The sequence below is a fragment of the Streptomyces sp. TRM68416 genome, from assembly GCF_014596915.1.
Classification (GTDB): domain Bacteria; phylum Actinomycetota; class Actinomycetes; order Streptomycetales; family Streptomycetaceae; genus Streptomyces.
Genome location: NZ_JACVWU010000004.1, coordinates 138407 through 163531 on the forward strand (window position 1 = coordinate 138407; position 25125 = coordinate 163531).

The window sequence follows — 25125 nt, forward strand, 5'->3', positions numbered from 1 at the left end:
CTGCGCGTCAGAGGCCGCCCGGCTGGGGTTTCCCGGCCGGGCCTTTTGCGTGGGCGGTGCTCCGGGCGGCTCTTCGGTGACCGTCGCAGTTATCTCAAGGGGAAAGTACTTGCCTGAATGGAAAGTACATACCATGGCGGAATGACTGTAGCTCGCCGCTGCCCATTCGAAGGGGTCACATGCCATGAACAGCACTGGAGCCACGCGACCTGACCCCGAGGCGGCTGCCTCGGCCCTACGGAGCTCGAAGGCCGCGCAGGCCGCAGCCCGGCGCCCCCGGGCGCTGCCGGGCTGGCTTCCCGTGACTCAGGGCCTGCTGTGCGCGGGCTGATTCACTGCCCTCGGCCTGTCCATGGCCGACTCCGAGTGGGAAGGGGTTCTCATCGTCGTCGCCCTCGTCTGTCTCGCCGGTCTGCTGGGCGCGAGTTGGCTGGGTATGCACCACGGTGGCGTCGCCCCCTGGTTCGCACCGCGTGACACGAGATCATCCGACGCCTCCACGCACGCGAGGTCGTGCGTTCAGCCCGCCAGCGTCTTCAGCCGCTTCACGGCCTCCTCCAGTACCTGCGTCCGCTTGCAGAAGGCGAACCGCACGAACGGGGCGCCAGCCTCCCGGTGGTCGTAGAAGACGGCGTTGGGGATGGCGACCACGCTGGCCCGCTCCGGCAGGGCGCGGCAGAAGGCGAAGCCGTCGGACTCGCCCAGGGGGCGGATATCGGTGGTGATGAAGTACGTGCCCTGGGGCAGATAGACCTCGAACCCGGCCGCGCGCAGGCCGTCGGCGAGCAGGTCGCGCTTGCGGCGGAGGTCGTCGCGGAAGCCCTCGAAGTACGAGTCCGGCAGGCGCAGAGCTTCGGCGATCGCGTACTGGAACGGGCCCGCGCTGACGTACGTCAGGTACTGCTTGGCCGTTCGGACGGCGGAGACGAGCGGGGCGCTCGCCGTGACCCAGCCGACCTTCCAGCCGGTGAAGGAGAAGGTCTTGCCGGCCGAGCTGATGGTGACCGTGCGCTCCCGCATGCCGGGCAGGGACGCGATGGGGCGGTGGGTGCCCTCGAAGACGAGGTGCTCGTACACCTCGTCGGTGACGACGAGCAGGTCGTGCTCGACGGCGAGCGCGGCGATGGCGTTCTGCTCGTCGGCGGTGAGGACCATGCCGGTCGGGTTGTGCGGGGTGTTGAGGAGCAGGAGGCGGGTGCGCGGGGTGATCTTGGCCCGTAGTTCGTCCAGGTCCGGGCGGAAGGTCGGGGCGCGCAGAGTGAGCGGTACGCGCTGTGCGCCGGCCATGGCGATGCAGGCCGCGTAGGAGTCGTAGAAGGGCTCGAAGGCGATCACCTCGTCACCGGGTTCCAGCAGCGCGAGCATGGCCGCCGCGATTGCCTCGGTGGCTCCTGCCGTGACCAGGACCTCCGTGTCGGGGTCCACGCTCAGACCGTAGAAACGCAGCTGGTGTTCGCTGATCGCGGTGCGCAGTTCGGGGACACCGGGGCCGGGCGGATACTGGTTGCCCTTTCCTTGACGGAGGGCGCGGACCGCGGCCTCACGGATCTCCTCGGGGCCGTCGGTGTCCGGGAACCCCTGACCAAGGTTGATCGCGCCGGTCACGGTCGCCAGCGCCGACATCTCGGCGAAGATCGTCGTCCCGAGCCCGTCCAGCCTGCGGTTCAGCAATGGCCTGGTGCTCAACTCTCCACCGTCCTCACTCGGTCCCCACTCACGTCCCCGTTGTACTCCTGCGCCCCATCCTGGCTCATCGCCGGTCCGACGAAGCGCGTCACACCCAAGCTCTGAAGTTCCTCAACTCTGCTTTGGCCGCGGAGAGGGTAGGGCATCTCTCCGGCACGCACAGAACGAGGCGCCCACGGGGGGCCGCTTCGGGGGAACGAAGGGAGGATGACGCCATGATCATCGGCATCGTCCTGGTAGTCGCGGTGGCGCTGGTCGTCACGATCGTGGTTCTCAACAGGAGCTATGCCCGGCCTGTGGTCTCGGGTGGGCGGGTCCGCCACCACCGTGGCAGCCGTGCCGGTCACGCCAGTCACAGCAGTGACTCCGGCAGTAGCTGGTGGGCCGACGGGGGACACAGTGGTTCTTCGTCGTCGTGCGGTTCGTCCGGTGGCAGCTCGTGCGGTGGCGGCTCGTCCTCCTGCGGAGGCGGCGGGGGTGGATGCGGCGGAGGCAGCTGACACGGGGCAGCTGAGCTCCACTCAGGGGGAGCCGTATCCGGACTGCGGGGTCCGCTCACGGGGGGCGGGCCCCGCTTCGGCGTGTGTAGACGGTCGGGTCGGCGGTCGTAGGACGGTCCGCCCGGTCTGTAGGACGGTCCGCCCGGTCTGTAGGACGGTCCGCCCGGTCTGTAGGACGGTCCGCCCGGTCTGTAGGACGGTCCGGTTGGTGGCCGTAGGACCGTCGGGTTGCCGTCCGTGCGACCGTCCGGTTGTCGCCGGGTGCACCGGCGTGCGCCCCAGCCGACACGGCGTACGCCGTGGTTGAACAGTTGAGCTGTGGAGCCCTCTGAGGGATGGAAACCCTCCGAAGTTGGGTAAAAACGCTGTGGCGGCGCCGCCGTTCATGATTCCCTCTAAGTCACCAACGCAGCCCCACGGACATCCCGCGGACCCCCCTGACTCGCCGACCGGGCTGACCGGGCTGACCGGGCCTGTCCCGGTGTCGACTTGGGTGCGCCGGACCCACACCTCCCTTTCTTGCGTGCTAGCGGAGCCGATCCATGCTCACGACCCTGAACACCTCCTACACCGACACGCGCGCGGCCGACCTCGCCTGGGCCCTGGGGCGCGAACCGCTGCCCGCCCTGGCCACGCTCGACCTCGAACTGCCCGAGGCGAGACTCCAGTTGAGACTGCTCGGCGCCTCCCACCAGGTGCTCCTGGAGGAGGAGCGGGGCAGCTGCTCGGAGACGGTGGCGTGCATTCCCGGCAGCAGCACGCCCCTCCCGCTCGGCGTGGCCAAACGGGTCGGGGACTGGGAGTACGAATTCGCCGCGCGGGTCGAACTGCTGTCGCCGGGTCAGTTCGCCGGACGGGCCCAGGAGTTGCTGGCGCTCGTCTCCGACCACCCGAACGGGCTGGCCGGCGTCTTCCCCGGCAGCCCGCACGCGTTCACGGCGATGCTGGCCCAGCGCCACGAGGGCCAAGTGCACTGGAGAACGTGGCACGCCTACCCCCAGGACGGGCAGTTGGTGGCGACCAGGACGCGGGTCGGGGTGCGGGTGCCGGTGAGCGCGCTCAGCTCGTCCGGGGTGTGAGCGTTCAAACACGGAGCGCCCGTTTGTCCGCCAGTTCCACACGTGTGGGTGACGAAGCGTGACTCGCCCGTGACGTAACGTCGCAGCGTGATCGAACCGCACGCGCCTGCCCCGCCCGGCACCCCGCCGCCCTGGGGCGGCCCGGCGCGGCTGCCCGTCCGGCCCGGGACAGGACGCTTCCTGGTCCTCGCGTGCGTCTTCGTCTGCGCCGCCTGCGGTCTCGTCTACGAACTCGAACTGGTCGCCCTCGCCTCGTACTTGATCGGCGACTCCGTCACCCAGGCCTCCGTCGTGCTCTCTGTCATGGTCTTCGCGATGGGCCTCGGCTCCCTCGTCGCCAAGCGGCTCCGCTGGCACGCCGCCGCCGGATTCGGCATGATCGAGGCCGTCCTCGCTCTCGTCGGCGGATGCAGCGCGCTCGCCCTGTACGGCGTCTTCGCCTGGACCGGCGACTGGGGCGGGCCGTGGGCACACGGGCCCCGGGTGCTGCTGGTGATGTTCTCCCTCGCGATCGGACTGCTGATCGGCGCCGAAGTCCCCCTGCTGATGGAGCTGATCCAGCGGATCCGGCGCCAGGACGCGGGCGGGGCCGTGGCCGACCTGTTCGCCGCGGACTACGTCGGCGCGCTCGTCGGCGGCCTCGCCTTCCCCTTCCTCCTGCTGCCGCTGCTCGGGCAGTTGACGGGCGCGCTGATGACCGGCGCGGTCAACGCGGTGGCCGGCGGCGCCCTCGTGCTGGGCCTGTTCCACCGCGACCTGACACGCCGGGCGCGCTGGCTGCTGATCGTCACCAACCTCGCCGTCCTCGGCGTACTCGCCACTGCCGCCGTCCACGTCGACGACTTCGAACGGGCCGCCCGGCAGGCGGTGTACGGCGCGGACGTCCGGGTCGCGGTCCAGACCGGCGTCCAGGAGGTTGTCATCACCGGCGGCACACGCGGGCGCCCGCTCGACCTCTTCCTCGACGGGCGGCTGCGGGTCAGCGGCCGGGACGAGCACCGCTACCACGAGGCGCTCGTCCACCCCGCGATGAACGGGCCGCACGCGCGCGTCCTCATCCTCGGCGGGGGCGACGGACTGGCGGCCCGGGAAGTGCTGCGGCATCCCGGGGTGCGGCGGGTGGACATCGTGGAACTCGACCCCGAACTGGTCGCCCTGGCCCGCAGCGACCCCGCCCTCGCCCGCCTCAACGGTCGCGTCTACGACGATCCGCGCATCCGCGTCACCACCGGCGACGCCTTCCGGCACCTGCGCCGGGCGCCCGCGCCCCGGTACGACGTGGTCATCGCCGACCTTCCGGATCCGGGGATCACCGCCAGCACGAAGCTCTACTCGCAGGAGTTCTACGGGCTGGCGCGGCGCGTGCTGGCGGAGGACGGACGCCTGGTGGTGCACGCGGGCCCGGTCGCCTCCCGCCCGCGCGTGTTCTGGACGGTGGACGCGACGATACGGGCCGCCGGGCTGCGCACCAGCCCCTACTGCGTGGCCGGCCGCGCCCCCGGTTTCGTCGGCGGCCCCGACCGCTCGACCGGCCGAGCGGAGGCCCCCCACGACTGGGGCCTCATCCTGGCTTCCCCGGCCACCCGCCCCACCCTCGACCTCCCCTCCGAGGGCCCGCGCCTGCGCACCCTCACCCGCTCCCGCCTCCTGGAGGACGCGAGGGCGGCGGAGGCCCTTCGGGTACGGGGAGTGGGGGCATCGACGCTGGTGCATCCGCGGTACTGAAACCGACCGTCGCTCGGCCCGTCCGGCGTTTGAGGACGAGGCCCGTTCAGGGGCGATGGGGGTCCGGGGGGGGGGAGCCCCCTGGGCGGGGTCGAGGGGGCGGCAGCCCCTGGGGAGGGGAAGGGTAGGGGCGGCGGGGGCGAAGGAAGCTGGGCCTGCGCCGAGGGCGGCCCCCGTGGCCACACGGACGTGCGGGGAGATTACGCCGACGGGGGGTGCGGGAGCGCCTCCGCTGGGTAGGCTCGGCAAACATGGAGCTTGAGGTGTTCGTTCCGGTTGCCACGGCTCGCTTGAGGGAGACGCTGGCCGATCCCGCGCGGGTCGCCCGGGCAGTCCCCGGGCTCCAGCAGGACCCCGCCGAGGCCGAGACCCCCATCAGCGGCCGACTGAAGCTCCGGATCGGCAGCCACAGCATCACGTACCGAGGCTCGGCACGCCTCTCGCCCCGGGACGACGGTTCGTACGCCGTCGAGGCCGACGCGACCGAGACCCGCGGGACCGGCTCGGTGAAACTCGCGGTGACGCTGCGGCTGCGGGACGGTGAGAACGGCGAGAACGGCGAGAACGGCACCACCGTCGCTTTCGACGCTTCGGCCACGGCGGACGGCCGTATCACCCAACTCCCGCCGGAGTCCGTCACCTCGGCCGTGACCAGGCTGCTGAACCGTTTCGCGGAGGGGCTGGGAGCCCCCGAGGAACCACCAGCCCCGCAACCGCGTGCCGCGACCGACCCCGCCCCGGGTGAGCCTGCCGAGGCCGCGCCCGCCGGGCCCGCGCCCGCGCCCGCGCCTGCTCCGGCCGAGGCCGCCGAGGCCGAGTCTGCCCCGGCACAGTCCGCTCAGGCCGAAGCCGCTGCGGCCGATTCTGACCAGGCTGATTCCTCCGCGCACGAACCCGGTCCGGCCGATTCCGCCGCAGCCGATTCCGCTTCGGCTGAACCCGCCGCAGCCGAGTCCACCCCAACTGAACCCGCCCCGGCCGATTCCGCCCCCACCGACCCCGGAGCCCCCACCCCCACCGACCGCGGAGCCTCCGCAGCCCGCGACAGCATCGACGGAGAAGCCGAGACTGGGGCCGAGGCTGAAGCCGACGCCACGGCCGTCGCTGACGCCACGGCCGAGGCTGACGTCGAAGCCGAAGCCGACGCCACGGCCGACGTCGAAGCCGACGCCACGGCTGACGCCGACGCCACAGCCGACGTCGAAGCCGAAGCCGAAGCCGATGCCAAGGCCGAGGCTGACGCCGACCCCGAGTCCGACGCCGACGCCGAAGCCACGGCCGACCCCGACCCCGCACCCCCCCACTCCCTCCCCGAAGCCGCCCACGCCCGCCGTACGATGATCGGTCGCAGCGCGGAGGAGGTCGACCACGCCCCGCCGCGCGGCCGGTACGCCCCTGTTCCCGCCCCGCAGACGGTCCAGCCCGTCTCCACGCTCCGTTGGGCGGCCCCCGCCGCGGCCTTCGCGCTCGCGTCCGCGATCGTCGTCGGCCGGATTCTCAGGAGACGGCACTGAACCGGCCCGGCCCTCTTGATCGCCCCAGTAGGGTCGTCCCGTGAGCAACGAAGACATCACGCTGACCGCGGGCACCGCGGAGCTGACCGTGAGCCCCGCCCTCGGCGGCCGGGTGAGCGCCCTCCGCGTCGACGGCCGAGACCTGCTCCGCCAGGGGGACCGCTACGGCTGCTTCCCGATGGTGCCCTGGTGCGGCCGGATCAGGGACGGCCGTTTCCTGGACGGCGCCGCCGTCCGCCAGATGCCGCTCAACTCCCCGCCGCACGCCATCCACGGCACCGCCCGCGACGGCGCCTGGCGCACCGCCCGCACCACCGCCGACGAGGCGGTCATCACGTACGACCTGGTCGACCCCTGGCCGCACCCGGCCCGGGTCACCCAGGTCATCGCCCTGACCGAGGACGCCGTCACGCTCACCGCGGCGGTGGAGACGTACGAGGACTCCTTCCCGGCCCAGATCGGCTGGCACCCCTGGTTCAACCGCAACCTGGGCGGCGAGGACGTACAGCTCGACTTCACCCCCGCCTGGCAGGAGGAGCGCGGCGACGACCACCTGCCCACCGGCAACCGCGTCGACCCCAAGCCGGGCCCCTGGGACGACTGCTTCGGCATGCCCGACGGCGTCGACGTCACCCTCACCTGGCCGGGACAACTGCGGCTGAAGGTCACCAGCCCCGAGCAATGGGTCGTCGTCTACGACGAGCAGGAGGCCGCCGTCTGCGTGGAGCCGCAGACCGGCCCGCCCAACGGCCTGAACACCCTCCCGCGCCTGGTCACTCCCCTGGAGCCGCTGGAGGCCACGACCACCTGGAGCTGGACCCGCCTCTAAGCTGTTCGGCATGACGGACGTACGTGGCGCGCTGCTGCAGCAGATCAAGGACAAGGCCGTGGTGCACGGCAAGGTGACCCTGTCGTCGGGTCTGGAGGCCGACTACTACGTCGACCTGCGGCGCATCACCCTCGACGGGGAGGCCGCGCCGCTGGTCGGCCAGGTGCTCCTGGACCTCACCGCCGACCTGGACTTCGACGCGGTCGGCGGCCTGACCATGGGCGCCGACCCGGTCGCCGCCGCCATGCTGCACGCCGCCGCCGCGCGCGGGCAGAAGCTGGACGCCTTCGTCGTCCGCAAGGCCGCCAAGGCGCACGGCCTGCAGCGCCGCGTCGAGGGCCCGGACATCGCCGGCCGCCGCGTTCTGGTCGTCGAGGACACCTCCACCACCGGCGGCTCCCCGCTCACCGCCGTCGAGGCCGTGCGCGAGGCGGGCGCCGAGGTCGTGGCCGTCGCCACGATCGTCGACCGTGCCACCGGCGCCGCCGAGAAGATCCAGGAGGGGGCGGGTGTGCCGTACCGCTTCGCCTTCTCCAAGGACGAGCTGGGCCTGGACTGAGGGCCGGTCCGAGGTCCGGGGTGAGACAGCTCTCGGAGCATCCCGGTTCGTCTGGAAAGATGGGCCCGACGACGAAGATGTCGCCTCCCCAGGTCTAGGTCAGGGCCGTAAGTACGCAGAACGCAACCCGCACATCACAAGGAGCGGACAGATGCCCATCGCAACCCCCGAGGTCTACAACGAGATGCTCGACCGGGCGAAGGCAGGCAAGTTCGCCTACCCGGCCATCAACGTGACCTCCTCGCAGACCCTGCACGCGGCTCTCCGCGGCTTCGCGGAGGCCGAGAGCGACGGCATCATCCAGATCTCCACCGGTGGTGCGGAGTTCCTGGGCGGCCAGCACAGCAAGGACATGGTCACCGGCGCCGTCGCCCTGGCCGAGTTCGCGCACATCGTCGCCAAGAAGTACGACATCACCGTCGCGCTGCACACCGACCACTGCCCCAAGGACAAGCTCGACGGGTACGTCCGTCCGCTGCTGGCCGTGTCGGAGGAGCGGGTCGCGCGCGGCGAGAACCCCCTCTTCCAGTCCCACATGTGGGACGGCTCCGCGGAGACCCTCTCCGACAACCTGGCCATCGCCCAGGAGCTGCTGGAGCGCGCCCGCGCCGCCAAGATCATCCTTGAGGTCGAGATCACCCCGACCGGCGGCGAGGAGGACGGTGTCTCGCACGAGATCAACGACTCCCTCTACACGACCGTCGACGACGCCGTCCGTACGGTCGAGGCCCTCGGCCTGGGTGAGAAGGGCCGCTACCTGCTGGCCGCGTCCTTCGGCAACGTGCACGGCGTGTACAAGCCGGGCAACGTCGTCCTCAAGCCCGAGCTGCTCAAGGAGCTCAACGAGGGCGTCGCCGCCAAGTACGGCAAGCCGGCCGGCTCGCAGCCGTTCGACTTCGTCTTCCACGGCGGCTCCGGCTCGACGGCCGAGGAGATCGCGACCGCGCTGGAGAACGGCGTGGTCAAGATGAACATCGACACCGACACCCAGTACGCCTTCACGCGTCCGGTGGCGGCCCACATGTTCCAGAACTACGACGGCGTCCTGAAGGTCGACGGCGAGGTCGGCAACAAGAAGACCTACGACCCGCGCACCTGGGGCAAGCTGGCCGAGGCGAGCATGGCCGCGCGCGTGACCGAGGCCTGCGCCAACCTGCGCTCCACGGGCACGAAGATCAAGTAGTCCTCGCGGAGACCAAGTAGTCCTCGCGGAGACCAAGTAGTCCTCGCGGAGATCAAGTAGTCCTCGCGGACTTCCGAGCCCGGCGCCCGCCCGAGGGCGCCGGGCTCGCTGCGTACGGGGGCGCTGGCCCCGGCGCCCCCGGCGCCCCCGCGCCCGCGGCGGAGCGTCATGCTCCAGACTGGACAGCATGACGATTCACGAGAACCTCCTCGGGGGCCCGCCCCCGACCCACCTCCCCGACGACCCGGAGCCGCGTGAGCTCCTCGCGTCCGGTACGGCGCCCGCCGACGTCGCCGCGAAGTACCCGACGTCCTCCCTGGCCTGGGCGCAGCTGGCCGACGAGGCCTACGAGCGGGGCAGCGTCGTGGAGTCGTACGCCTACGCCCGTACCGGCTACCACCGCGGTCTTGACTCCCTGCGCCGCAACGGCTGGAAGGGCCACGGCCCGGTGCCGTGGGAGCACGAGCCGAATCGCGGCTTCCTGCGCGCCCTGCACGCGCTGGCCCGGGCCGCCGGTGCGATCGGTGAGCAGGAGGAGTACGAGCGCTGCTCGCAGTTCCTGAAGGACTCCTCGCCGACGGCCGCGCAGACGCTGGGCTAGGGCTGGCCTGGCCTGGCCTGGCCTGGCCTGGCCAGGCCAGGGGATTCCACTGGTGGGGGCCCGGTCGTGTGATGCGGTCGGGCCTTGCACTTTCCGGGGGTGACCCCCGAGGATTCGGGTGGGGACCGGGGCCCCCGTGTCGGTAACGGCAGGGGCGGACCGCTACCCGGAGTGACAACAGGAGACAGCGATGTCCCACGAGGCTCAGGAAAACCAGGAGCCCGAGACCCCGCATCTCGACTTCGAAGGCACGACGCCGTACGAGGACTACGTCAAGGCGGACGTGCTCACCCATCTCCAGCAGCCCCTCTCCGACGACCCCGGAGAGATGGTCTTCCTGGTCACGACCCAGGTGATGGAGCTGTGGTTCACCGTCATCGTCCACGAGTGGGAGACCGCGGCGCGTGCCCTGCGCGAGGACCGGGCCGACGTGGCGATCGACGCGCTGAAGCGTTCGGTGCGGGAGCTGGAGGCGCTCAACGCCTCCTGGAAGCCGCTCGGCCAGCTGACGCCGGCGCAGTTCAACTCGTACCGTTCCGCGCTCGGTGAGGGGTCCGGCTTCCAGTCGGCGATGTACCGGCGGATGGAGTTCCTGCTCGCCGAGAAGTCCGCGTCGATGCTGGTCCCGCACCGGGGTGCGCCGCGGGTGCACGCGGAGCTGGAGAAGGCGCTGCACGAGCCGAGCCTGTACGACGAGGTGCTGCGGTTCCTCGCGCGGCGCGGGTGTGCGATCCCCGCGTCCGTGCTCCAGCGTGACGTGTCGCGGCGGTACGAGCCGTCGGACGCGGTCGAGGCCGCCTGGACCGCGATCTACGCGGGCGACCAGAACTCCGAACTGGCCCGGCTGGGGGAGGCGTTGACGGACGTCGCGGAGCTGGTGTGGCGCTGGCGCAACGACCACCTGGTCGCCACGCGGCGGGCCATGGGCGCCAAGGCCGGTACGGGCGGTTCGGCCGGGGTGGCCTGGCTGGAGAAGCGGGCGCGGAACAACGTCTTCCCCGAGCTGTGGACGGCGAGGTCCTATGTCTGAGCTTGCCGTGAGGGCCGAGAAGCTGGACGCGGCCGACGAACTGGCCGCCGTGCGCGGCCGGTTCGTGCTGGACGACGTGGTGTACCTGGACGGCAACTCGCTCGGCGCGCTGCCGGCGAACGTGCCGGGGCGGGTCGAGGACGTCGTCCGCCGTCAGTGGGGCGAGCTGCGGATCCGGTCCTGGGACGAGAGCGGGTGGTGGACCGCGCCGGAGCGGATCGGCGACCGGATCGCTTCGCTGGTCGGGGCGGCGCCGGGGCAGGTCGTCGTGGGCGACTCGACAAGTGTCAACGTGTTCAAGGCACTTGTGGCGGCGGTGCGGATGGCCGGGGGCGGCCGGGGCGAGGCCCGGGACGAGATCGTGGTGGATGCCACGACCTTTCCCACGGACGGGTACATCGCCGAGTCCGCGGCGCGGATGACGGGGTGCACGCTGCGGCCGGTGGCGCCCGGGGATGTGCCGGGGGTGCTGGGCTCGCGTACGGCCGCGGTGCTGCTGAATCACGTCGACTACCGGACGGGGCGGTTGCACGACCTGCCGTCGTTGACGGCCGCGGTGCATGCGGTGGGGGCGTACGTGGTGTGGGACCTGTGCCACAGCGCCGGGGCGTTGCCGGTGGGGCTGGACGAGCACGGGGTGGATCTGGCGGTCGGCTGCACGTACAAGTACCTGAACGGCGGGCCTGGTTCGCCGGCGTACCTGTACGTCCGCCGGGATCTCCAGGACCGCTTCGACTCGCCGCTTCCCGGGTGGAACTCCCATGCCGAGCCGTTCGGGATGCGGGCCGACTACGAGCCCGCGGCGGGGGCCTTGCGGGGGCGGATCGGGACGCCGGACATCCTCTCCATGCTCGCCCTGGAGGCGGCGCTGGATGTCTGGGAGGGCGTGTCGGTCGAGCAGGTCCGGTCGAAGTCGCTGGCGTTGACGGACTTCTTCCTCGAGTGCGTGCGGGCGTACGTCCCCGAAGGCGTCGTGGAGTCCCTGACGCCGTCCGGCCACGCGGAACGGGGCAGCCAGGTTGCCCTGCGGTGCGCTGACGCGGGGTCGGTCATGAAGCGTCTCATCGAGCGTGGCGTCGTCGGCGACTTCCGTACCCCGGACCTCCTCCGCTTCGGCTTCACCCCGCTGTACGTGGGTTTCGCGGACGCGGAGCGCGCGGCACGGGTGCTGGGCGACCTGCTGGCGTAGCTGACCTGCGTCAGGGCTGGGGTGGGAGGTGGGACGCGCAGCCCGGCGCTACCGGGGTGCCGCCTGCGCCCACCCGTGCCGCCCCAGGCGGCACGCATGCCCGCAGGACGAACGGCGTGAGCCGGCACCGCCTGCCGGGGTGGGCGGCACGCACACCCGCCCAGCTGCGGGCAGTCGTGCCGCTGGGGCGGCACGGGTGGGCGCAGCGGCACCCCGCGAGCGCGGGTGAGCGCACCCACCCCCACGTCAACCCCCGCATGCGGTCAGTTGGCGGGGGCGTACACGCCTGCTACCGCCGCCGCGTGGGCTGCTCGGGCTGCTCGGTCCGCGTCGGCGGGGGTCGGGGGGGACCCCGTGGTCAGGAGGCCGTAGTACAAGGGGGCCGAGACCGCTCGTATGACCGCGTCCGCGTCCGTGGTCGGCGGCAACTCCCCCCGCGCCACCGCCTGTTCCACGCACGGCGCCCACTCCGCGACCCGCACGGCGTAGAAGCGGCCGAGTGCCTCCGCCGTGCGCGGATCGCAGGTCGCGGCGGCGATGACCGCGCGGAAGAGGGGGCCCTGGCGGACGTCCGACAGGGTCCGTTGGACGAGGAGGGCGTTGGCGCGGAGGTCACCGAGGAGCGACCCCGTCTCCTCCCTCGGCAGCGACCGTTCCGCCATGTCCGCGAGCAGGTCGGCCACCAGCCCCGTCACCGACCCCCACCGCCGGTACACGGTGGTCTTGCCGACCTCCGCCCGCCGCGCGACGTCCGTGAGGTCAAGGTGGGCGAACCCCTGTTCCGCCAGCACATCTCCCGCCGCCCGCAGGACGGCCGTACGGACACGCGCGGTACGCCCTCCGGGACGCACCGTGCCGGGCTCGGCGGACATAAGGGCCTCCTCGGGACACTCCAGTACCACGGCTCGGGTACCCGGCCAGCGTAACGAAACAGCAGAACCGTTTAACCCTCACCGAGCGTGACATCCCCGTGTCCGCGCACGTCACGGGCCTGGTACCGTCCCCGCCAACGGCCGAATTCTCACCTGGTCCGCCAATCCTGTTTCGTCCAAGTTCGTTTTGTCGTTGAGAGGTTGGAGCATGCCGGACGACGTCGCCGCAGCCCGGGCCGCCGCCGAAGAGGAGTCGGCCTTCTCCCACCCGCCCGTCGCGCCCGACGCCACCGCCGCGTACGGCGACCACCCCGACCAGGTGATCGACTTCTACGTCCCGCGCACCGAGGCCGGCCCCGGCGGTCCCGCCCCGGTCGTCGCGGTTCTGCACGGCGGCGCCTGGCGGGCCCCGTACGACCGCCGGCACATCACCCCGTTCGCCGACTACCTGGCCCGCCGCGGCTTCGCCGTCGCCAACATCGAGTACCGCCGGGGCGGCGAGGGCACCGAGGCCGGGCGCTGGCCGGACACCTTCGACGACGTGGCCGCCGCGCTGGACGCCCTGCCCGACCTCGTCCGTGAGCGCCTGCCGCAGGCCGACCCGCGCCGCACGGTGGTCACGGGCCACTCGGCGGGCGGCCACCTCGCCCTGTGGGCGGCCGCCCGCCACGTACTGCCCGCCGACGCCCCCTGGCACATCGCCCGCCCCGCCCTGCTGCGCGGCGTCGTCGCGCTCGCCCCGATCGCCGACTTCGCCGTAGCCGACAAGCTCGACGTCTGCGGTGGCGCCGCCCGCCAACTCCTCGGCGGGGACGAGGGATTCGCCGAGCGCCGGGCGCACGCGGACCCCGCTCTGCTGCTGCCCACCGGCATCGCCACCACCCTCGTCCAGGGCCGCACGGACATCGACGTGCCGCAGGCGGTCGCCGAGTCGTACGCGGACGCGGCGGCGAAGGCGGGTGAGGTGGTGGGCCTGACCCTGCTGGAGGACGTCGGCCACTTCCCCCTGATCGACCCGGCGGCGGACGCGTGCGCGGTGGTCGCGGAGGAGATCGCCCAGCTGGCCTGGTGACGGCAGGGGGACGGCCGTAGTACTTGAGGCGGATGCGGCAGGACCCGTCTCGCAGGTGACGACCCCGGGCCCCGCTCCGCCTACCGTGCTGTACGTGACCGAGACGACCAGCAAAGCCCACAGCCCGGAGTTCCGGCTGGCCGCGGACGCCCTGCGCGGGCTGCGGCAGGACCTGTTCCATGACGTGTTCGCCTACCGGCCGCTGCCGCGGATGAGTGTCGACGGCCCGTTGGCCCGGATGCTGCCCCGCAGGCTGCGGGAGCACGCGGGCTGGACCCCGCACGCCGTGATCACCGGCCTCGCCCTGATGGCGGGCTTCGCCGCGGCCGAGGACGGCAGGGACGGCCTGCCGTTGCTGGCCGCCCTGGTCTGCGCGATACCGGTGCTGCTGACCATGGTGCGGCCGCTCGGCGCGTTCTGGCTGTCCATGGCGGCCACTCCGGTGGCCTGGATTCTGGGCAGCAGCTGGAGCGAATGGCCGTGGATGGCAGGCGCCTTCGTCTGCCATGTGGCCGTCATGACGATCGTGGCGATCTGCACCCGGCCGCGTACGGCGGCCTGGATGTGGCTCCTGACGGCGGTGTACGGGCTCGTGGTGGATGCCGCCGGGTTCGGCCCGGACAGCTACTACGGTGCGAGCAGCAACACCGGCCCCCTGCTGGTCGTCTCCGCGCTGGTCCTGCTCTGCGTCGCCGTCTGGCACATCCGTCGCTCGGCCGAGCAGGAGGTGACCGCGCAGGCGACGGAGACCGCCCAGGAGCGCTCCAAGCGCACCCTCCTGGAGGAGCGCACCACGATCGCCCGCGAGCTGCACGACGTGGTCGCCCACCACATGTCGGTCGTCGCCATCCAGGCGGAGGCCGCGCCCTACCGGGTGGAGAACCCGCCCGAGGAGCTGGAGCGGGCCTTCGCCACGATCCGGGAGAACGCCGTGGCGGCCCTGACCGAGCTGCGCCGCGTCCTGGGCGTCGTACGGGCGGAGGACTACGAGGCCCCGGACGCCCCGCAGCCCACGCTCGCCGACCTGGACGCCCTGCTGGCCAATGTGCGGGACGCGGGGCTGGACGTCGACAAGGCGGTCACCGGGGCGGTGCGGGAACTGCCGCAGGGGGTGGAGCTGTCGGCGTACCGCATAGTGCAGGAGGCGCTGAGCAACACCCTGCGGCACGCGCCCGGTGCGAGCGCCAAGGTGGAGATCGGCTACGTCCTCGGCGGCCTCGGCCTGCGCATCGTCAACACCCCGCCGCCCGCGCCCTCCCTGATCAAGCCCTCGCCCGGCGCCGGGCACGGCATCACCGGCATGCGCGAGCGGGTGACGATGCTGAACGGCGAGATGACGGCCGGGGCGACGGACGACGGCGGCTACGAGGTGGCCGTGTTCCTGCCGGTCCCGGTCGAGAACGAGGGTGACGCATGATCATCCGGGTACTGATCGCGGACGACCAGATGATGGTGCGCGAGGGCTTCTCCGTCCTGCTGAACGCGATGCCGGACATCGAGGTCGTCGGCGAGGCCGTCAACGGCCGGGAGGCGGTCGCCAAGGTCCGCGAACTCGCCCCGGACGTCGTCCTGATGGACATCCGCATGCCCGAACTGAACGGCATCGAGGCGACCCGGGAGATCGTCGCGGCGGACGGCACGGCCAGGGTGCTGGTGCTGACCACCTTCGACCTGGACGAGTACGTGTACCAGGCGCTGCGCGCGGGGGCCTCCGGCTTCCTGCTGAAGGACGCCTCCGCCCGCCAACTCGCCGAAGGCGTACGGGTGGTGGCGTCCGGCGAGGCCCTGCTCGCCCCCTCGGTCACCCGCCGCCTGATCACCGAGTTCTCCAAGCTCTCCGACACCCCGCGCCTGATGCCCTCCGCGCAGGCGGCCTACGGCGACCTCACCGAGCGGGAGACGGAGGTCCTGGTCCTCATCGCCCAGGGCCTGTCCAACGCGGAGATCGCCGAGCGGCTGGTGGTCGCCGAGTCGACGATCAAGACCCACGTCAGCCGCATCCTGGTGAAACTGGGTCTGCGGGACCGCACGCAGGCGGCGGTGTTCGCGTACGAGGCGCGGCTGGTGACGCCGGGCTGAGGGCGGCGGGGTGAGCACGGGGGCTGTGGGGCCGGGAGAAGCTGGCCGCGGACTGCGGTCTCGACGCCGGTCCGGCGGGCGGCTTCGGCGGGATCGTCCTCGCGCACAACGTACGGTCCGACGCGGAGGCCGACGAACTGCTGGCCGCCGTGGAGCGGGCCGGCGGCACCGTCACCAAGCCGGCCGCCGTCAACGCCGTCGGGTTCTGCTCCGGTGCCTTCGTCGACCCGGACGGTCACGCCTGGGAGGTCGCCCACAACCCCGGGTTCCCGCTCGCGGCGGACGGCTCGGTCACGATCCCCGATTTCTCCCCTGGTCAGTGAGGGGGTCGCCGGGCTAGCGTCCGTTCATGGCAGCCTTCGACCCGTGGGACCCGGCGTTCCTCGCCGACCCGTACCCCGCCTACGCAGAGCTGCGTGCCCGGGGCCGTGTGCAGTACTTCGAGCCCACGAACCAGTGGCTGGTCCCGCACCATGCCGACGTCTCGGCGCTGCTGCGCGACCGTCGGCTCGGGCGGACGTACCAGCACCGGTTCACCCACGAGGAGTTCGGGCGGACCGCGCCGCCCGCCGAGCACGAGCCGTTCCACACGCTCAACGACCACGGCATGCTCGACCTGGAACCGCCGGACCACACCCGGATCCGGCGGCTGGTGTCGAAGGCGTTCACGCCACGGACCGTCGAACGGCTCCGGCCCTACGTCACGGACCTCGCCGGGGAGCTGGCGGACCGGCTCGTCGAGAAGGGCGGGGGTGATCTGCTCGCCGACGTCGCCGAGCCGCTGCCGGTCGCCGTGATCGCCGAGATGCTGGGCATTCCGGAGGCGGACCGGGCGCCGCTGCGGCCCTGGTCGGCGGACATCTGCGGGATGTACGAGCTGAGTCCGCCGCAGGACGTGGCGGCCAGGGCGGTGCGCGCGTCGGTGGAGTTCTCCGACTACCTGCGCGAACTGATCGCCGAGCGGCGCAAGCATCCCGGGGACGACCTGATCTCCGGTCTGATCGCGGCCCACGACGAGGGTGACCGGCTCACCGAGCAGGAGATGATCTCGACCTGCGTGCTGCTGCTGAACGCGGGCCACGAGGCGACCGTGAACGCCACCGTCAACGGCTGGTACGCCCTGTTCCGCAACCCCGGCCAGCTCGCCGCGCTGCGTGCCGACCACGGGTTGGTGCCGGCCGCCGTCGAGGAGCTGATGCGCTACGACACCCCGCTGCAGCTCTTCGAGCGGTGGGTGCTGGACGAGATCGAGATCGACGGGACCGTCGTGCCGCGGGGGGCGGAGCTGGCGCTGCTCTTCGGCTCCGCCAACCATGACCCGGCGGTCTTCCGGGATCCGTCGGCGCTCGACCTCACCCGTGAGGAGAACCCGCATATTTCCTTCAGCGCCGGTATCCACTACTGCATCGGTGCGCCGCTCGCCCGTATCGAGCTGGCGGCCTCGATGACGGCGCTGCTGGAGCGGGCGCCGACGCTGGCGCTCGCGGAGGAGCCGAAGCGGAAGCCGAACTTTGTCATCCGGGGGCTTGAGGGGCTCGGCGTCTCGGTGTGACCGTCCCTGGGGGCTCCGCCCCCAGACCCCCGTTTGCCCACCACACCCACCCGTCTCGGCCAACTGGATGGTTCACCATTCAGCCGACTGGAAACGGGTGGCGGGTGGGCATAGGCCGGGGGTCTGGGGGCGGAGCCCCCAGGGCGTGCGCCCCGCGACCTACTTCGTCTCCAGGTCCCGGCGTCGGAAGCCCTCCAGCCCCAGCCACACCAGCCCCGCCGCGACGGCGGCCAGGAGCAGCATCGGGGTCCAGTTCATGGACGCGGCAGGGAGCTGCGGGACGTGGCCGAAGGGGGAGAGGTTGTTCATCCAGTCGGGGAACTGGAGGATCTGGCCGAGGTAGCCCACGACGAAGGCGTACACCGGGACGACCCAGGCCGCCGCGCTCGCCCGCGGGAACCAGCCGAAGAGGACCACGGCGACCCCGACCGTCACCCACAGGGCGGGTGCGTAGGCGAGCGCCGCTCCCACCAGCTTCGGGAACATGGCGCCGTCGCCGGTCGAGGCCGCGCCCGAGGCGCCGAAGCCGATCCCGGCCAGCAGCAGCACCAGCGTGCCGCCGCCCATGGCCACCGCCAGGTGGCTGCCGACCCAGCGGCCGCGCGAGAGCCCGGTGGCGAGCAGCGGCTCGGCGCGGCCCGCGGTCTCCTCGGCGCGGGGCCGCAGCGCCGCCATGACCACGTACACCGCCGCCACGACCGTGATGACGACCATCACCATCGAGGCGAACGACTCGGCGATGCTGGAGCCGCCGATGCGGTCCAGCGCCTCCTGGATCTCGTCGATGTCCTTCAGCATGTCCTCGGCGTCCCCGAGGATCGAGCCGTACATCGCGCCCATCAGGAGCAGGCCCGAGCCGAAGCCGATCAGCATGCCGCGGTGCAGCCGCAGCGCGAAGCCGAGCGGGGTGGTGAGCGCGTCGGAGCCGACCGGGCTGCCGAGCTTCTCCGGGCGCAGGCCGGCGCCGACGTCCCGCCGGGTGGAGAGGACGAAGCCGGTCGCCGCGCAGGCCGCCGCGAGCGCGAGGCACAGCAGCAGCGGCCACCAGTCGTTGTCGACGTACGGGTAGGTGCGCTGCGCCCAGCCGATCGGGGAGAGCCAGGACAGGGCTTCGCTGGAGCCGCTGTCCCCGGCGGCGCGCAGCACGTACGCGGCGCCGATGACGGCGAGGGCCATGCCGCTCGCGCCGCGGGCGTGCGAGGTGATCTGCGCGGTGATCGCGGCGACGGCGGCGAAGACGATGCCGACGGCCGCGTGGGCGAAGCCGTAGAGCAGGGAGCCGGCGGTGTCGATGCCCTCGATGCCCAGTCCGGACAGGCCGAAGGCGAGCAGGAGGGCGAGGACGAGGTTGGCGAGGACCGCGACCGACACGGCGGCGGCGAGGTGGGCGTGGCGGCCGACGACCGTGGAGCGCACCAGTTCGGCGCGGCCGGTCTCCTCTTCGGCGCGGGTGTGCCGGGTGATGATCAGTACGCTCATCAGGCCGACGAGGACGGCCATGAAGCCGAGCATCTGGTGGCCGAGCATCGAGCCGAAGTTGTAGTCGTCGAGGTAGTGGCGCGGGCCGGACATGGCGAGGCCGGCCGGGCTGTCCATGGTCTTGACGACGTTCGCGCGGTCCTCGGGGTCGGCGTACAGCGTCTTGTAGTTGTTCGCCGTCATGACCGTGCCGAGGAACAGCGCCAGGATCCACACGGGGAGCCGGACGCGGTCGCGGCGCAGGGCGAAGCGGATCAGGGTGCGGGTGCCGGCCAGGGTGTTCGCGCTGGTGGCGGGCGGTGCCGCGGCTTTGGCGGGGGCGGTGGTCGTCATCACTCGGCTCCGTTGCCGGAGCGTCCGTTGGCGGCCAGTTCGTCGCCGTAGTGGCGGAGCATGAGTTCCTCCAGCGTCGGCGGGTGGCTGACCAGGCTGCGGATGCCGAACTCGGTGAGCCTGCGGACCGCGCCGTCGACCTCGGTGCCGTCCACGGCGAAGCGGACCCGGCCGTCGACGGTCTGCAGGTGGTGGATGCCGGGCAGGGTCTCCAGGCCGGTGGCGGGGCGCACGGTCTCGGCCTCGATGGTGGTGCGGGTCAGGTGCCGCATCTCGGAGAGGGTGCCGGACTGCACGATCTTGCCGAGGCGGATGATGCTGACCCGGTCGGCGAGCTTCTCGACCTGGGCCAGGATGTGGCTGGAGAGCAGTACGGTCTTGCCCGCGGCCTTGGCCTCGACAATGACGTCCTGGAAGACGACCTCCATGAGCGGGTCCAGGCCCGCGGTCGGCTCGTCGAGCAGCAGCAGTTCGGCGTCCGAGGCGAGCGCGGCGACGATGGCGACCTTCTGCCGGTTGCCCTTGGAGTAGGCGCGGCCCTTCTTGGTCGGGTCCAGGTCGAAGCGTTCGACGAGGTCGGCCCGGCGCTGCTTGTTGATGCCGCCGCGCAGCCGGGCGAGCAGGTCGATGGCCTCGCCGCCGGTGAGGTTCGGCCACAGCTCGACGTCGCCGGGGACGTAGGCGAGGTGCCGGTGCAGTTCCACGGCGTCGGCCCAGGGGTCGCGGCCGAGTACCTGCGCGGCCCCGGAGTCGGCGCGCAGCAGGCCGAGCAGGACGCGGATGGCGGTCGACTTGCCGGCGCCGTTGGGCCCGAGGAAGCCGTGGACCTCGCCGGTCCGCACGTCCAGGTCGAGGCCGTCGAGCGCGCGGGTCCTGCCGAACGACTTGTGGAGCCCGGAGACCGTGATTGCCTTCGTCATGATTCCGAACGTACGCTTTTTTCAGAAACTTGTGAAGTTAAGGAAGCGTTAAAACGCTCGTTAGGATGGTGCGCATGACGGAATCAGCCGAGGTGGGGCGGGACACGGAGGGCGTGTCGAGGTTCGTCGAGCACTTCGCCGCGCAGCTCGTCGAGGCCGGGGTCCCGCGCATGCCCGCCCGGGTCTTCGCCGCCCTCCTCGCCTCCGACTCCGGCGCGCTGACCTCGGTGGAACTGGGCGAACAGCTCCGGATCAGCCCCGCCGCCGTCTCCGGCGCGGTGCGCTACCTGGCCCAGGTGCACCTGGTCTCCCGGGAGCGCGAGCCCGGCTCGCGGCGGGAGCGGTACCGGGTGCACAGCGACCAGTGGTACGAGGCCATCGCCAACCGCGAGGCGGTCATCAAGCGCTGGCAGGACGCCCTCCGCGAGGGCGTCACCAGCCTGGGCCCCGACACGCCCGCGGGGCGCCGACTGACCGAGACGGTCGCCTTCTTCGAGTTCATGGAGGGCGAACTGACGGCCATGATGGAACGCTGGCGGGTACACCGGGAGCAGCGGTTCGGCACGGGCCGGCCGTAAGGCCATCTGCGTCACCCCGGCAACGTGAGCCCCAGCGCCCCCTCCCACACCGTCCACGTCCGTCTCCGTACCGGCCCCGCCTCCGTCGCGTCGGCGCGGTAGCGGAAGTCGGCGCCCGAGACCGTCACCCGGCGTCCCCGGGCCAGCAGCGGAGCGGCCTCCGCGCCCACCGACGCCGGACGGACCTCCACGGCCGCCGTGCCCGAACCGTTCGGGGTGACCGAGATGTCCTGCACGGGCTGGTCCAGGTCGACCAGGGTCATGCCGTCGACCTCCACGCGCAGCCGGGAGGGCCCGGAGACGGGCGGGGCGGTCTCGCGGGCGGGCACCAGGGTGCGTACGAGGGACTGGTACGTCCGTACCCACGGCCGCGCCGGCTCCCCGGCGACCGGCTGCTGCCCCGCCCGCTCCGAAGGAATCCGCAGCGCCCCCAGCACCACCCCGTCGCTGTCGTCCACGAGCAGGTCGAGCCGGCGCTCGGCGCCCTCCAGGACGGCGCGGGCCGCCGCCACCGCGCCCGTGGGCACCCCCAGCGCCCCGGCGAGCGACAGCGCGCCGCCGACCGGCACCATCGACAGCACGCATCCGGCCAGCTCCCGCTGCCGGTGCAGCAGGGAGACCGTGCGCACCAGCGTCCGGTCGTCGCCGACCACCACCGGCCGCCGCGACCCCCTGCGCCGCAACACGCGGGCGAATTCCTCCGGCCCCTCCGGAAGACACACCTTCGTCGCGGCACCCGCGCTGAGCACGTCTTTCACGATCCGTACGGACTCTCCGTCCGCCCGCCGAGCGATCGGATCGACCACCACCAGCAGCTGATCGGACGTCGCGGAAGTCGCCACCTCGGCCATGCCTCGCTTCCTCGGGTAGCATCTTTGTGCAAGAGCCCCTTGCGCTATTGCGCCAGGGGCTTCGTCTATTCCGGGGCATCCGGTCCGACGGGTTGCGGCCAACGAAGGTCGCCGGTGTACGCACCCGCACAGTGCGGCGTACGCCCCTGACCTTGGACATGCCCCGCCCGGAAGGGGTGTACGCGCGTGCCCGCACTTGTGCTGCTCGGTGCTCAGTGGGGTGACGAAGGCAAGGGAAAGGCCACCGACCTGCTCGGTGGATCCGTGGACTATGTGGTGCGCTACCAGGGCGGCAACAACGCCGGCCACACGGTGGTCGTGGGCGATCAGAAGTACGCCCTGCACCTCCTCCCTTCCGGAATCCTGTCCCCGGGGTGTACCCCGGTCATCGGCAACGGTGTCGTCGTCGACCCCTCTGTCCTGCTCTCCGAGCTGAGCGGACTGAACGACCGCGGCGTCGACACGTCGAAACTTCTCATCAGCGGTAACGCGCACATCATTACGCCGTACAACGTCACCGTTGACAAGGTGACGGAACGCTTCCTCGGCAAGCGGAAGATCGGCACGACCGGGCGCGGCATCGGACCGACCTACGCGGACAAGATCAACCGCGTCGGCATCCGGGTGCAGGACCTCTACGACGAGTCCATCCTCACCCAGAAGGTGGAGGCGGCCCTCGACGTCAAGAACCAGCTGCTCACCAAGCTCTACAACCGCCGCGCGATCGCCGTGGACCAGGCCGTGGAGGAGCTGCTGGGCTACGCCGAGAAGCTCAGGCCGTACGTCGCCGACACGGTCCTGATCCTCAACCAGGCCCTGGAGGACGACAAGGTCGTCCTGTTCGAGGGCGGCCAGGGCACGCTGCTGGACATCGACCACGGGACCTATCCCTTCGTCACGTCCTCCAACCCCACCGCGGGCGGCGCGTGCACCGGAGCGGGCGTCGGCCCGACGAAGATCAGCCGGGTCATCGGCATCCTCAAGGCCTACACGACCCGCGTCGGCGCGGGCCCGTTCCCGACGGAGCTCTTCGACGAGGACGGCGAGGCGCTGCGCCGCATCGGCGGCGAGCGGGGTGTCACCACCGGCCGCGACCGCCGCTGCGGCTGGTTCGACGCGGTCATCGCCCGCTACGCGACCCGCGTCAACGGCCTGACCGACTTCTTCCTCACCAAGCTCGACGTCCTCACCGGCTGGGAGCAGATCCCGGTCTGCGTCGCCTACGAGATCGACGGCAAGCGCGTCGAGGAGCTCCCGTACTCGCAGTCCGACTTCCACCACGCGAAGCCGGTCTACGAGACCCTCCCGGGCTGGTCGGAGGACATCACGAAGGCCAAGACCTTCGCCGACCTCCCCAAGAACGCCCAGAACTACGTCAAGGCGCTGGAGGAGATGTCCGGCGCCCCGATCTCCGCGATCGGCGTGGGCCCGGGCCGGGACGAGACGATCGAGATCAACTCGTTCCTGTAGGACGTACAGGACGTACGTGTGGTGAAGGGCGCCCCTTTCCGAGGGAGCGCCCTTCTCCCGTTTGCTCGCGGCGCCCAACAGCCCCTATACGCAGGTGTCGGTCCCGTAGCCCCGGAGGAACGCGGACCAGGCGTCGTCGGAGAGGGTGAGGACGGGGCCGTCGGGGGCTTTGGAGTCGCGGACGTGGATGGCGCTCGACTTCGCGGCGGCGGCCGCCGTGGGCAAACGCCTGCGGACGGCAGCACCCGCGGACGAGGGCAAGGACGATCCCGACTGGAGTGGTGCGCATGTGCTGCATCTCGCCCTGCCCACCGTTGAGTGGCCGCGCGGTCGCCCTGTCCTGACCAGGACACCGACGCGCTACCGCGGCACCGGCATCCGCACCATCCGCATCGTCGAGCAGAGCTGACGGGACCAGCAGGTAGGGGCACCTGTCCCGCAGGTGTCCCTCAGCTGAAGATGATCATCGAGCCCTGGGCCAGACTCCGTGTCGCCGCCGCGTGCAGGCCGAGCCAGACGTGGCGTTCGCGGGCGAAGGGGCTGGGGTCGTAGGGGGCGGGGACGGCCGGTTCCTCCAAGTCCGTCGGGGCGAGGGGCGGTTGCGGGGGCGCCGGGGGGTTGGCCGGGTCGATGCCGATGGTCGGGGCCACCAGCTCCAGTTCCCTCAGCAGGGTCTGGGAGGAGCCCAGGGGGCCGCCGCCCGCGAGGAGTTCGTCGCTGGAGAGGGGGTGCGGGAAGTCGACGGGGACGTAGGCGCCCGCGTGGTCGTAGTGCCAGACCAGGTGGGACTGCTGGGCCGTCGTCTCGAACATCTCCAGGAGCTGCTCGTAGTCGCCGCCGAGTTCGTCCACCGGCGTCACCGGCAGCCCGCACACCTGGAGCAGATACGCGCGGCGCAGGAAGTGCAGGGCGTCGTAGTCGAAGCCGGCCACCGGGGCGACCTCGCCGGACAGGCCCGGCATGTACTGGTACACCGGCACCGGCGGGAGCCCGGCCTCGGCGAGCACCTTGTTGTATTGCGCGAGTTCCTCGGCGAACGGGTTGTCGGGGGTGTGGCACAACACGTCGACGAGCGGTACCAGCCACAGGTCACAGGCCAAAAGAGGACTCCTCGCGTAGCGCGGTGCGGCAGTGTGGTCAGGGAAGGGTAGTCGGTGCGGGTCGGGGTGAAACCCGGTGGTTCCGGTCCCATACCCATCCCTCAAGGCGCGAGTCGTTCGATCAGGGCGAGGGAGTGGGCGTTGTACGCGGCGATGATCGAGCGGGCGGCCGCGATGTCGCGCCGCGACAGGGCGTCGACGAGTTCGGTGTGGCCGGACCACAGCTCGCCGCGGAGCTCGGTGAGCAGACGCAGCCGCTGGACGGCACAGACCCACGACTGCACGCGCAGCCGGTGGAGGAAGTCGGTGAGGTAGGGGTTGCCGAAGAGGGAGCTGAGCTCGCGCCAGAAGCGCAGGTCGTAGCCGATGAGGACGGTGAGGTCGCCGGCGGCGGCGGCGCGCTGGGCCTCTTCGCCGCGGCGGCGGACGCCGGCGAGGGCGGCGGCGGTACGGGGGTCACCGGGCTCCTGGTACCCCTTGCGCCCGTCGTCGAGCGCCTGGAACATCCCGTCGGTGACGAGGCTGCGGGCCTCGATGATGCCCCGGTAGTCCTCGGCCGAGTACTCGTGCACGCGGAAGCCGCGGTGCTGGTCGGCTTCCAGCAGGCCCTGCGCGGAGAGGTCCACGAGGGCTTCGCGGACGGGGGTGGCGGAGACGCCGTACTGCTCGGCGATCTCCTTGACCGTGAACTCCTGCCCCGGCTGGAGCCGGCCGGCCAGCACCTCGTCCCGCAGCGCGTCCGCGATCTGCTGCCGCAGGGTGCTTCGGGTCACGGCGCCGTTGCCGCTGGGGCCGGGCATGGTCGGGGCGTCTCCTCGTCGCGCGGGTGGCATGCACGTCTATCTCTACGAGCACGCCACCTTACGCGTTCGCCGGAGACGCCGACCGAGTGCGTTTTCGTCCGCGGGTGGGTGGGGGTTGCTC

The 25125-nt window shown here is 71.8% G+C and carries 24 protein-coding genes and 1 pseudogene; 17 read left to right on the forward strand and 8 right to left on the reverse strand.

The window, feature by feature from the left end; all coding sequences use genetic code 11:
• Positions 1–519: 519 nt before the first annotated feature.
• Positions 520–1686: a pyridoxal phosphate-dependent aminotransferase gene (locus tag ICC28_RS08195; RefSeq protein WP_188287763.1), complete on the reverse strand. Its 1167-nt coding sequence runs from the start codon at positions 1684–1686 to the stop codon at positions 520–522.
• A 1042-nt stretch (positions 1687–2728) separates the two neighbouring features.
• On the opposite strand from ICC28_RS08195, the gene ICC28_RS08200 reads away from it, so the two are divergent.
• The 9 genes from ICC28_RS08200 to kynU all read left to right on the forward strand — a co-directional run bounded on the left by ICC28_RS08200 (position 2729) and on the right by kynU (position 11895).
• On the forward strand, positions 2729–3265 hold the full coding sequence (locus ICC28_RS08200; RefSeq protein WP_188287764.1) for a DUF2617 family protein: 537 nt from the start codon (positions 2729–2731) through the stop codon (positions 3263–3265).
• An 87-nt stretch (positions 3266–3352) separates the two neighbouring features.
• The gene (locus tag ICC28_RS08205) at positions 3353–4990 is read left to right on the forward strand and encodes a polyamine aminopropyltransferase (protein WP_188287765.1); all 1638 of its coding nucleotides are present in this window, start codon (positions 3353–3355) and stop codon (positions 4988–4990) included.
• Positions 4991–5241: 251 nt separating this feature from the next.
• The gene (locus ICC28_RS41065; protein ID WP_188287766.1) at positions 5242–6504 is read left to right on the forward strand and encodes an SRPBCC domain-containing protein; all 1263 of its coding nucleotides are present in this window, start codon (positions 5242–5244) and stop codon (positions 6502–6504) included.
• Positions 6505–6544: 40 nt separating this feature from the next.
• Positions 6545–7333: an aldose 1-epimerase gene (locus ICC28_RS08215; protein ID WP_188287767.1), complete on the forward strand. Its 789-nt coding sequence runs from the start codon at positions 6545–6547 to the stop codon at positions 7331–7333.
• A gap of 10 nt (positions 7334–7343) precedes the next feature.
• On the forward strand, positions 7344–7892 hold the full coding sequence (pyrE, locus tag ICC28_RS08220; RefSeq protein ID WP_188287768.1) for an orotate phosphoribosyltransferase: 549 nt from the start codon (positions 7344–7346) through the stop codon (positions 7890–7892).
• A 151-nt stretch (positions 7893–8043) separates the two neighbouring features.
• Complete coding sequence (gene fbaA / locus ICC28_RS08225; RefSeq protein ID WP_188287769.1) at positions 8044–9075, forward strand: class II fructose-bisphosphate aldolase; 1032 nt, start codon at positions 8044–8046, stop codon at positions 9073–9075.
• Positions 9076–9262: 187 nt separating this feature from the next.
• Positions 9263–9676 (forward strand): DUF3151 domain-containing protein, encoded by a 414-nt coding sequence (locus ICC28_RS08230; RefSeq protein WP_188287770.1) that lies wholly within the window; start codon positions 9263–9265, stop codon positions 9674–9676.
• Between the two features lie 190 nt (positions 9677–9866).
• Positions 9867–10706 (forward strand): tryptophan 2,3-dioxygenase family protein, encoded by an 840-nt coding sequence (locus ICC28_RS08235; protein ID WP_188287771.1) that lies wholly within the window; start codon positions 9867–9869, stop codon positions 10704–10706.
• A complete protein-coding gene (gene kynU, locus ICC28_RS08240; protein WP_188287772.1) occupies positions 10699–11895 on the forward strand; it encodes a kynureninase in 1197 nt (398 codons plus the stop codon). Before ICC28_RS08235 ends, kynU begins: the two co-directional genes overlap by 8 nt.
• Before the next feature lie 263 nt (positions 11896–12158).
• Here kynU and ICC28_RS08245 read toward each other — a convergent pair whose 3' ends face one another.
• Complete coding sequence (locus tag ICC28_RS08245) at positions 12159–12767, reverse strand: TetR/AcrR family transcriptional regulator (RefSeq protein ID WP_188287773.1); 609 nt, start codon at positions 12765–12767, stop codon at positions 12159–12161.
• Between the two features lie 208 nt (positions 12768–12975).
• Here ICC28_RS08245 and ICC28_RS08250 point away from each other — a divergent pair, with 208 nt between their 5' ends.
• From ICC28_RS08250 to ICC28_RS08270, 5 genes and pseudogenes are all read left to right on the forward strand, one after another.
• Positions 12976–13839, forward strand: a complete 864-nt coding sequence (locus ICC28_RS08250; RefSeq protein WP_188287774.1) for an alpha/beta hydrolase family protein — start codon at positions 12976–12978, stop codon at positions 13837–13839.
• A gap of 85 nt (positions 13840–13924) precedes the next feature.
• Complete coding sequence (locus tag ICC28_RS08255) at positions 13925–15256, forward strand: sensor histidine kinase (protein ID WP_188288048.1); 1332 nt, start codon at positions 13925–13927, stop codon at positions 15254–15256.
• The gene (locus ICC28_RS08260) at positions 15253–15918 is read left to right on the forward strand and encodes a response regulator (protein WP_188287775.1); all 666 of its coding nucleotides are present in this window, start codon (positions 15253–15255) and stop codon (positions 15916–15918) included. Before ICC28_RS08255 ends, ICC28_RS08260 begins: the two co-directional genes overlap by 4 nt.
• A gap of 23 nt (positions 15919–15941) precedes the next feature.
• Positions 15942–16241: pseudogene (locus ICC28_RS41445) on the forward strand (VOC family protein); the annotation flags it as partial.
• Positions 16242–16267: 26 nt separating this feature from the next.
• The gene (locus ICC28_RS08270; protein ID WP_188287777.1) at positions 16268–17470 is read left to right on the forward strand and encodes a cytochrome P450; all 1203 of its coding nucleotides are present in this window, start codon (positions 16268–16270) and stop codon (positions 17468–17470) included.
• Between the two features lie 159 nt (positions 17471–17629).
• On the opposite strand, the gene ICC28_RS08275 is transcribed toward ICC28_RS08270, so the two are convergent.
• Both ICC28_RS08275 and ICC28_RS08280 read right to left on the reverse strand, forming a co-directional pair.
• Positions 17630–19282, reverse strand: coding sequence for an ABC transporter permease (locus ICC28_RS08275; RefSeq protein WP_188287778.1), 1653 nt, complete (start codon positions 19280–19282; stop codon positions 17630–17632).
• Complete coding sequence (locus ICC28_RS08280) at positions 19282–20202, reverse strand: ATP-binding cassette domain-containing protein (protein ID WP_188287779.1); 921 nt, start codon at positions 20200–20202, stop codon at positions 19282–19284. The genes ICC28_RS08275 and ICC28_RS08280 overlap by 1 nt, the downstream gene beginning before the upstream one ends.
• Positions 20203–20267: 65 nt before the next feature.
• Between ICC28_RS08280 and ICC28_RS08285 the strand changes: the two genes are divergently transcribed.
• A complete protein-coding gene (locus tag ICC28_RS08285) occupies positions 20268–20780 on the forward strand; it encodes a MarR family transcriptional regulator (protein ID WP_188287780.1) in 513 nt (170 codons plus the stop codon).
• An 11-nt stretch (positions 20781–20791) separates the two neighbouring features.
• Here ICC28_RS08285 and ICC28_RS08290 read toward each other — a convergent pair whose 3' ends face one another.
• Positions 20792–21631 (reverse strand): diacylglycerol kinase family protein, encoded by an 840-nt coding sequence (locus ICC28_RS08290; RefSeq protein WP_188287781.1) that lies wholly within the window; start codon positions 21629–21631, stop codon positions 20792–20794.
• 186 nt (positions 21632–21817) lie between these two features.
• Here ICC28_RS08290 and ICC28_RS08295 point away from each other — a divergent pair, with 186 nt between their 5' ends.
• Positions 21818–23101 carry an adenylosuccinate synthase gene (locus ICC28_RS08295; RefSeq protein WP_188287782.1) on the forward strand — a complete coding sequence of 428 codons (1284 nt, stop codon included), beginning with the start codon at positions 21818–21820 and terminating at the stop codon, positions 23099–23101.
• Positions 23102–23185: 84 nt separating this feature from the next.
• On the opposite strand, the gene ICC28_RS08300 is transcribed toward ICC28_RS08295, so the two are convergent.
• Positions 23186–23362 (reverse strand): DUF397 domain-containing protein, encoded by a 177-nt coding sequence (locus tag ICC28_RS08300; RefSeq protein WP_223188540.1) that lies wholly within the window; start codon positions 23360–23362, stop codon positions 23186–23188.
• On the opposite strand from ICC28_RS08300, the gene ICC28_RS40385 reads away from it, so the two are divergent.
• Positions 23289–23510 carry a hypothetical protein gene (locus ICC28_RS40385; RefSeq protein ID WP_223188636.1) on the forward strand — a complete coding sequence of 74 codons (222 nt, stop codon included), beginning with the start codon at positions 23289–23291 and terminating at the stop codon, positions 23508–23510. The genes ICC28_RS08300 and ICC28_RS40385 overlap by 74 nt on opposite strands.
• A 40-nt stretch (positions 23511–23550) precedes the next feature.
• Here ICC28_RS40385 and ICC28_RS08305 read toward each other — a convergent pair whose 3' ends face one another.
• A complete protein-coding gene (locus ICC28_RS08305; RefSeq protein ID WP_188287784.1) occupies positions 23551–24201 on the reverse strand; it encodes a hypothetical protein in 651 nt (216 codons plus the stop codon).
• A gap of 101 nt (positions 24202–24302) precedes the next feature.
• Positions 24303–25001 carry a GntR family transcriptional regulator gene (locus ICC28_RS08310; protein ID WP_188287785.1) on the reverse strand — a complete coding sequence of 233 codons (699 nt, stop codon included), beginning with the start codon at positions 24999–25001 and terminating at the stop codon, positions 24303–24305.
• Positions 25002–25125 lie beyond the last annotated feature (124 nt).

Bases quoted from the DNA above. Each gene is read 5' to 3' on its own strand.
- ICC28_RS08200 (WP_188287764.1), top strand. From the start codon at position 2,729: ATGCTCACGACCCTGAACACCTCCTACACCGACACGCGCGCGGCCGAC.
- ICC28_RS41065 (WP_188287766.1), top strand. From the start codon at position 5,242: ATGGAGCTTGAGGTGTTCGTTCCGGTTGCCACGGCTCGCTTGAGGGAG.
- pyrE (WP_188287768.1), top strand. From the start codon at position 7,344: ATGACGGACGTACGTGGCGCGCTGCTGCAGCAGATCAAGGACAAGGCC.
- fbaA (WP_188287769.1), top strand. From the start codon at position 8,044: ATGCCCATCGCAACCCCCGAGGTCTACAACGAGATGCTCGACCGGGCG.
- ICC28_RS08230 (WP_188287770.1), top strand. From the start codon at position 9,263: ATGACGATTCACGAGAACCTCCTCGGGGGCCCGCCCCCGACCCACCTC.
- ICC28_RS08235 (WP_188287771.1), top strand. From the start codon at position 9,867: ATGTCCCACGAGGCTCAGGAAAACCAGGAGCCCGAGACCCCGCATCTC.
- kynU (WP_188287772.1), top strand. From the start codon at position 10,699: ATGTCTGAGCTTGCCGTGAGGGCCGAGAAGCTGGACGCGGCCGACGAA.
- ICC28_RS08245 (WP_188287773.1), bottom strand. From the start codon at position 12,767: ATGTCCGCCGAGCCCGGCACGGTGCGTCCCGGAGGGCGTACCGCGCGT.
- ICC28_RS08250 (WP_188287774.1), top strand. From the start codon at position 12,976: ATGCCGGACGACGTCGCCGCAGCCCGGGCCGCCGCCGAAGAGGAGTCG.
- ICC28_RS08260 (WP_188287775.1), top strand. From the start codon at position 15,253: ATGATCATCCGGGTACTGATCGCGGACGACCAGATGATGGTGCGCGAG.
- ICC28_RS08270 (WP_188287777.1), top strand. From the start codon at position 16,268: ATGGCAGCCTTCGACCCGTGGGACCCGGCGTTCCTCGCCGACCCGTAC.
- ICC28_RS08275 (WP_188287778.1), bottom strand. From the start codon at position 19,282: ATGACGACCACCGCCCCCGCCAAAGCCGCGGCACCGCCCGCCACCAGC.
- ICC28_RS08280 (WP_188287779.1), bottom strand. From the start codon at position 20,202: ATGACGAAGGCAATCACGGTCTCCGGGCTCCACAAGTCGTTCGGCAGG.
- ICC28_RS08285 (WP_188287780.1), top strand. From the start codon at position 20,268: ATGGTGCGCATGACGGAATCAGCCGAGGTGGGGCGGGACACGGAGGGC.
- ICC28_RS08290 (WP_188287781.1), bottom strand. From the start codon at position 21,631: ATGGCCGAGGTGGCGACTTCCGCGACGTCCGATCAGCTGCTGGTGGTG.
- ICC28_RS40385 (WP_223188636.1), top strand. From the start codon at position 23,289: ATGGCGCTCGACTTCGCGGCGGCGGCCGCCGTGGGCAAACGCCTGCGG.
- ICC28_RS08310 (WP_188287785.1), bottom strand. From the start codon at position 25,001: ATGCCCGGCCCCAGCGGCAACGGCGCCGTGACCCGAAGCACCCTGCGG.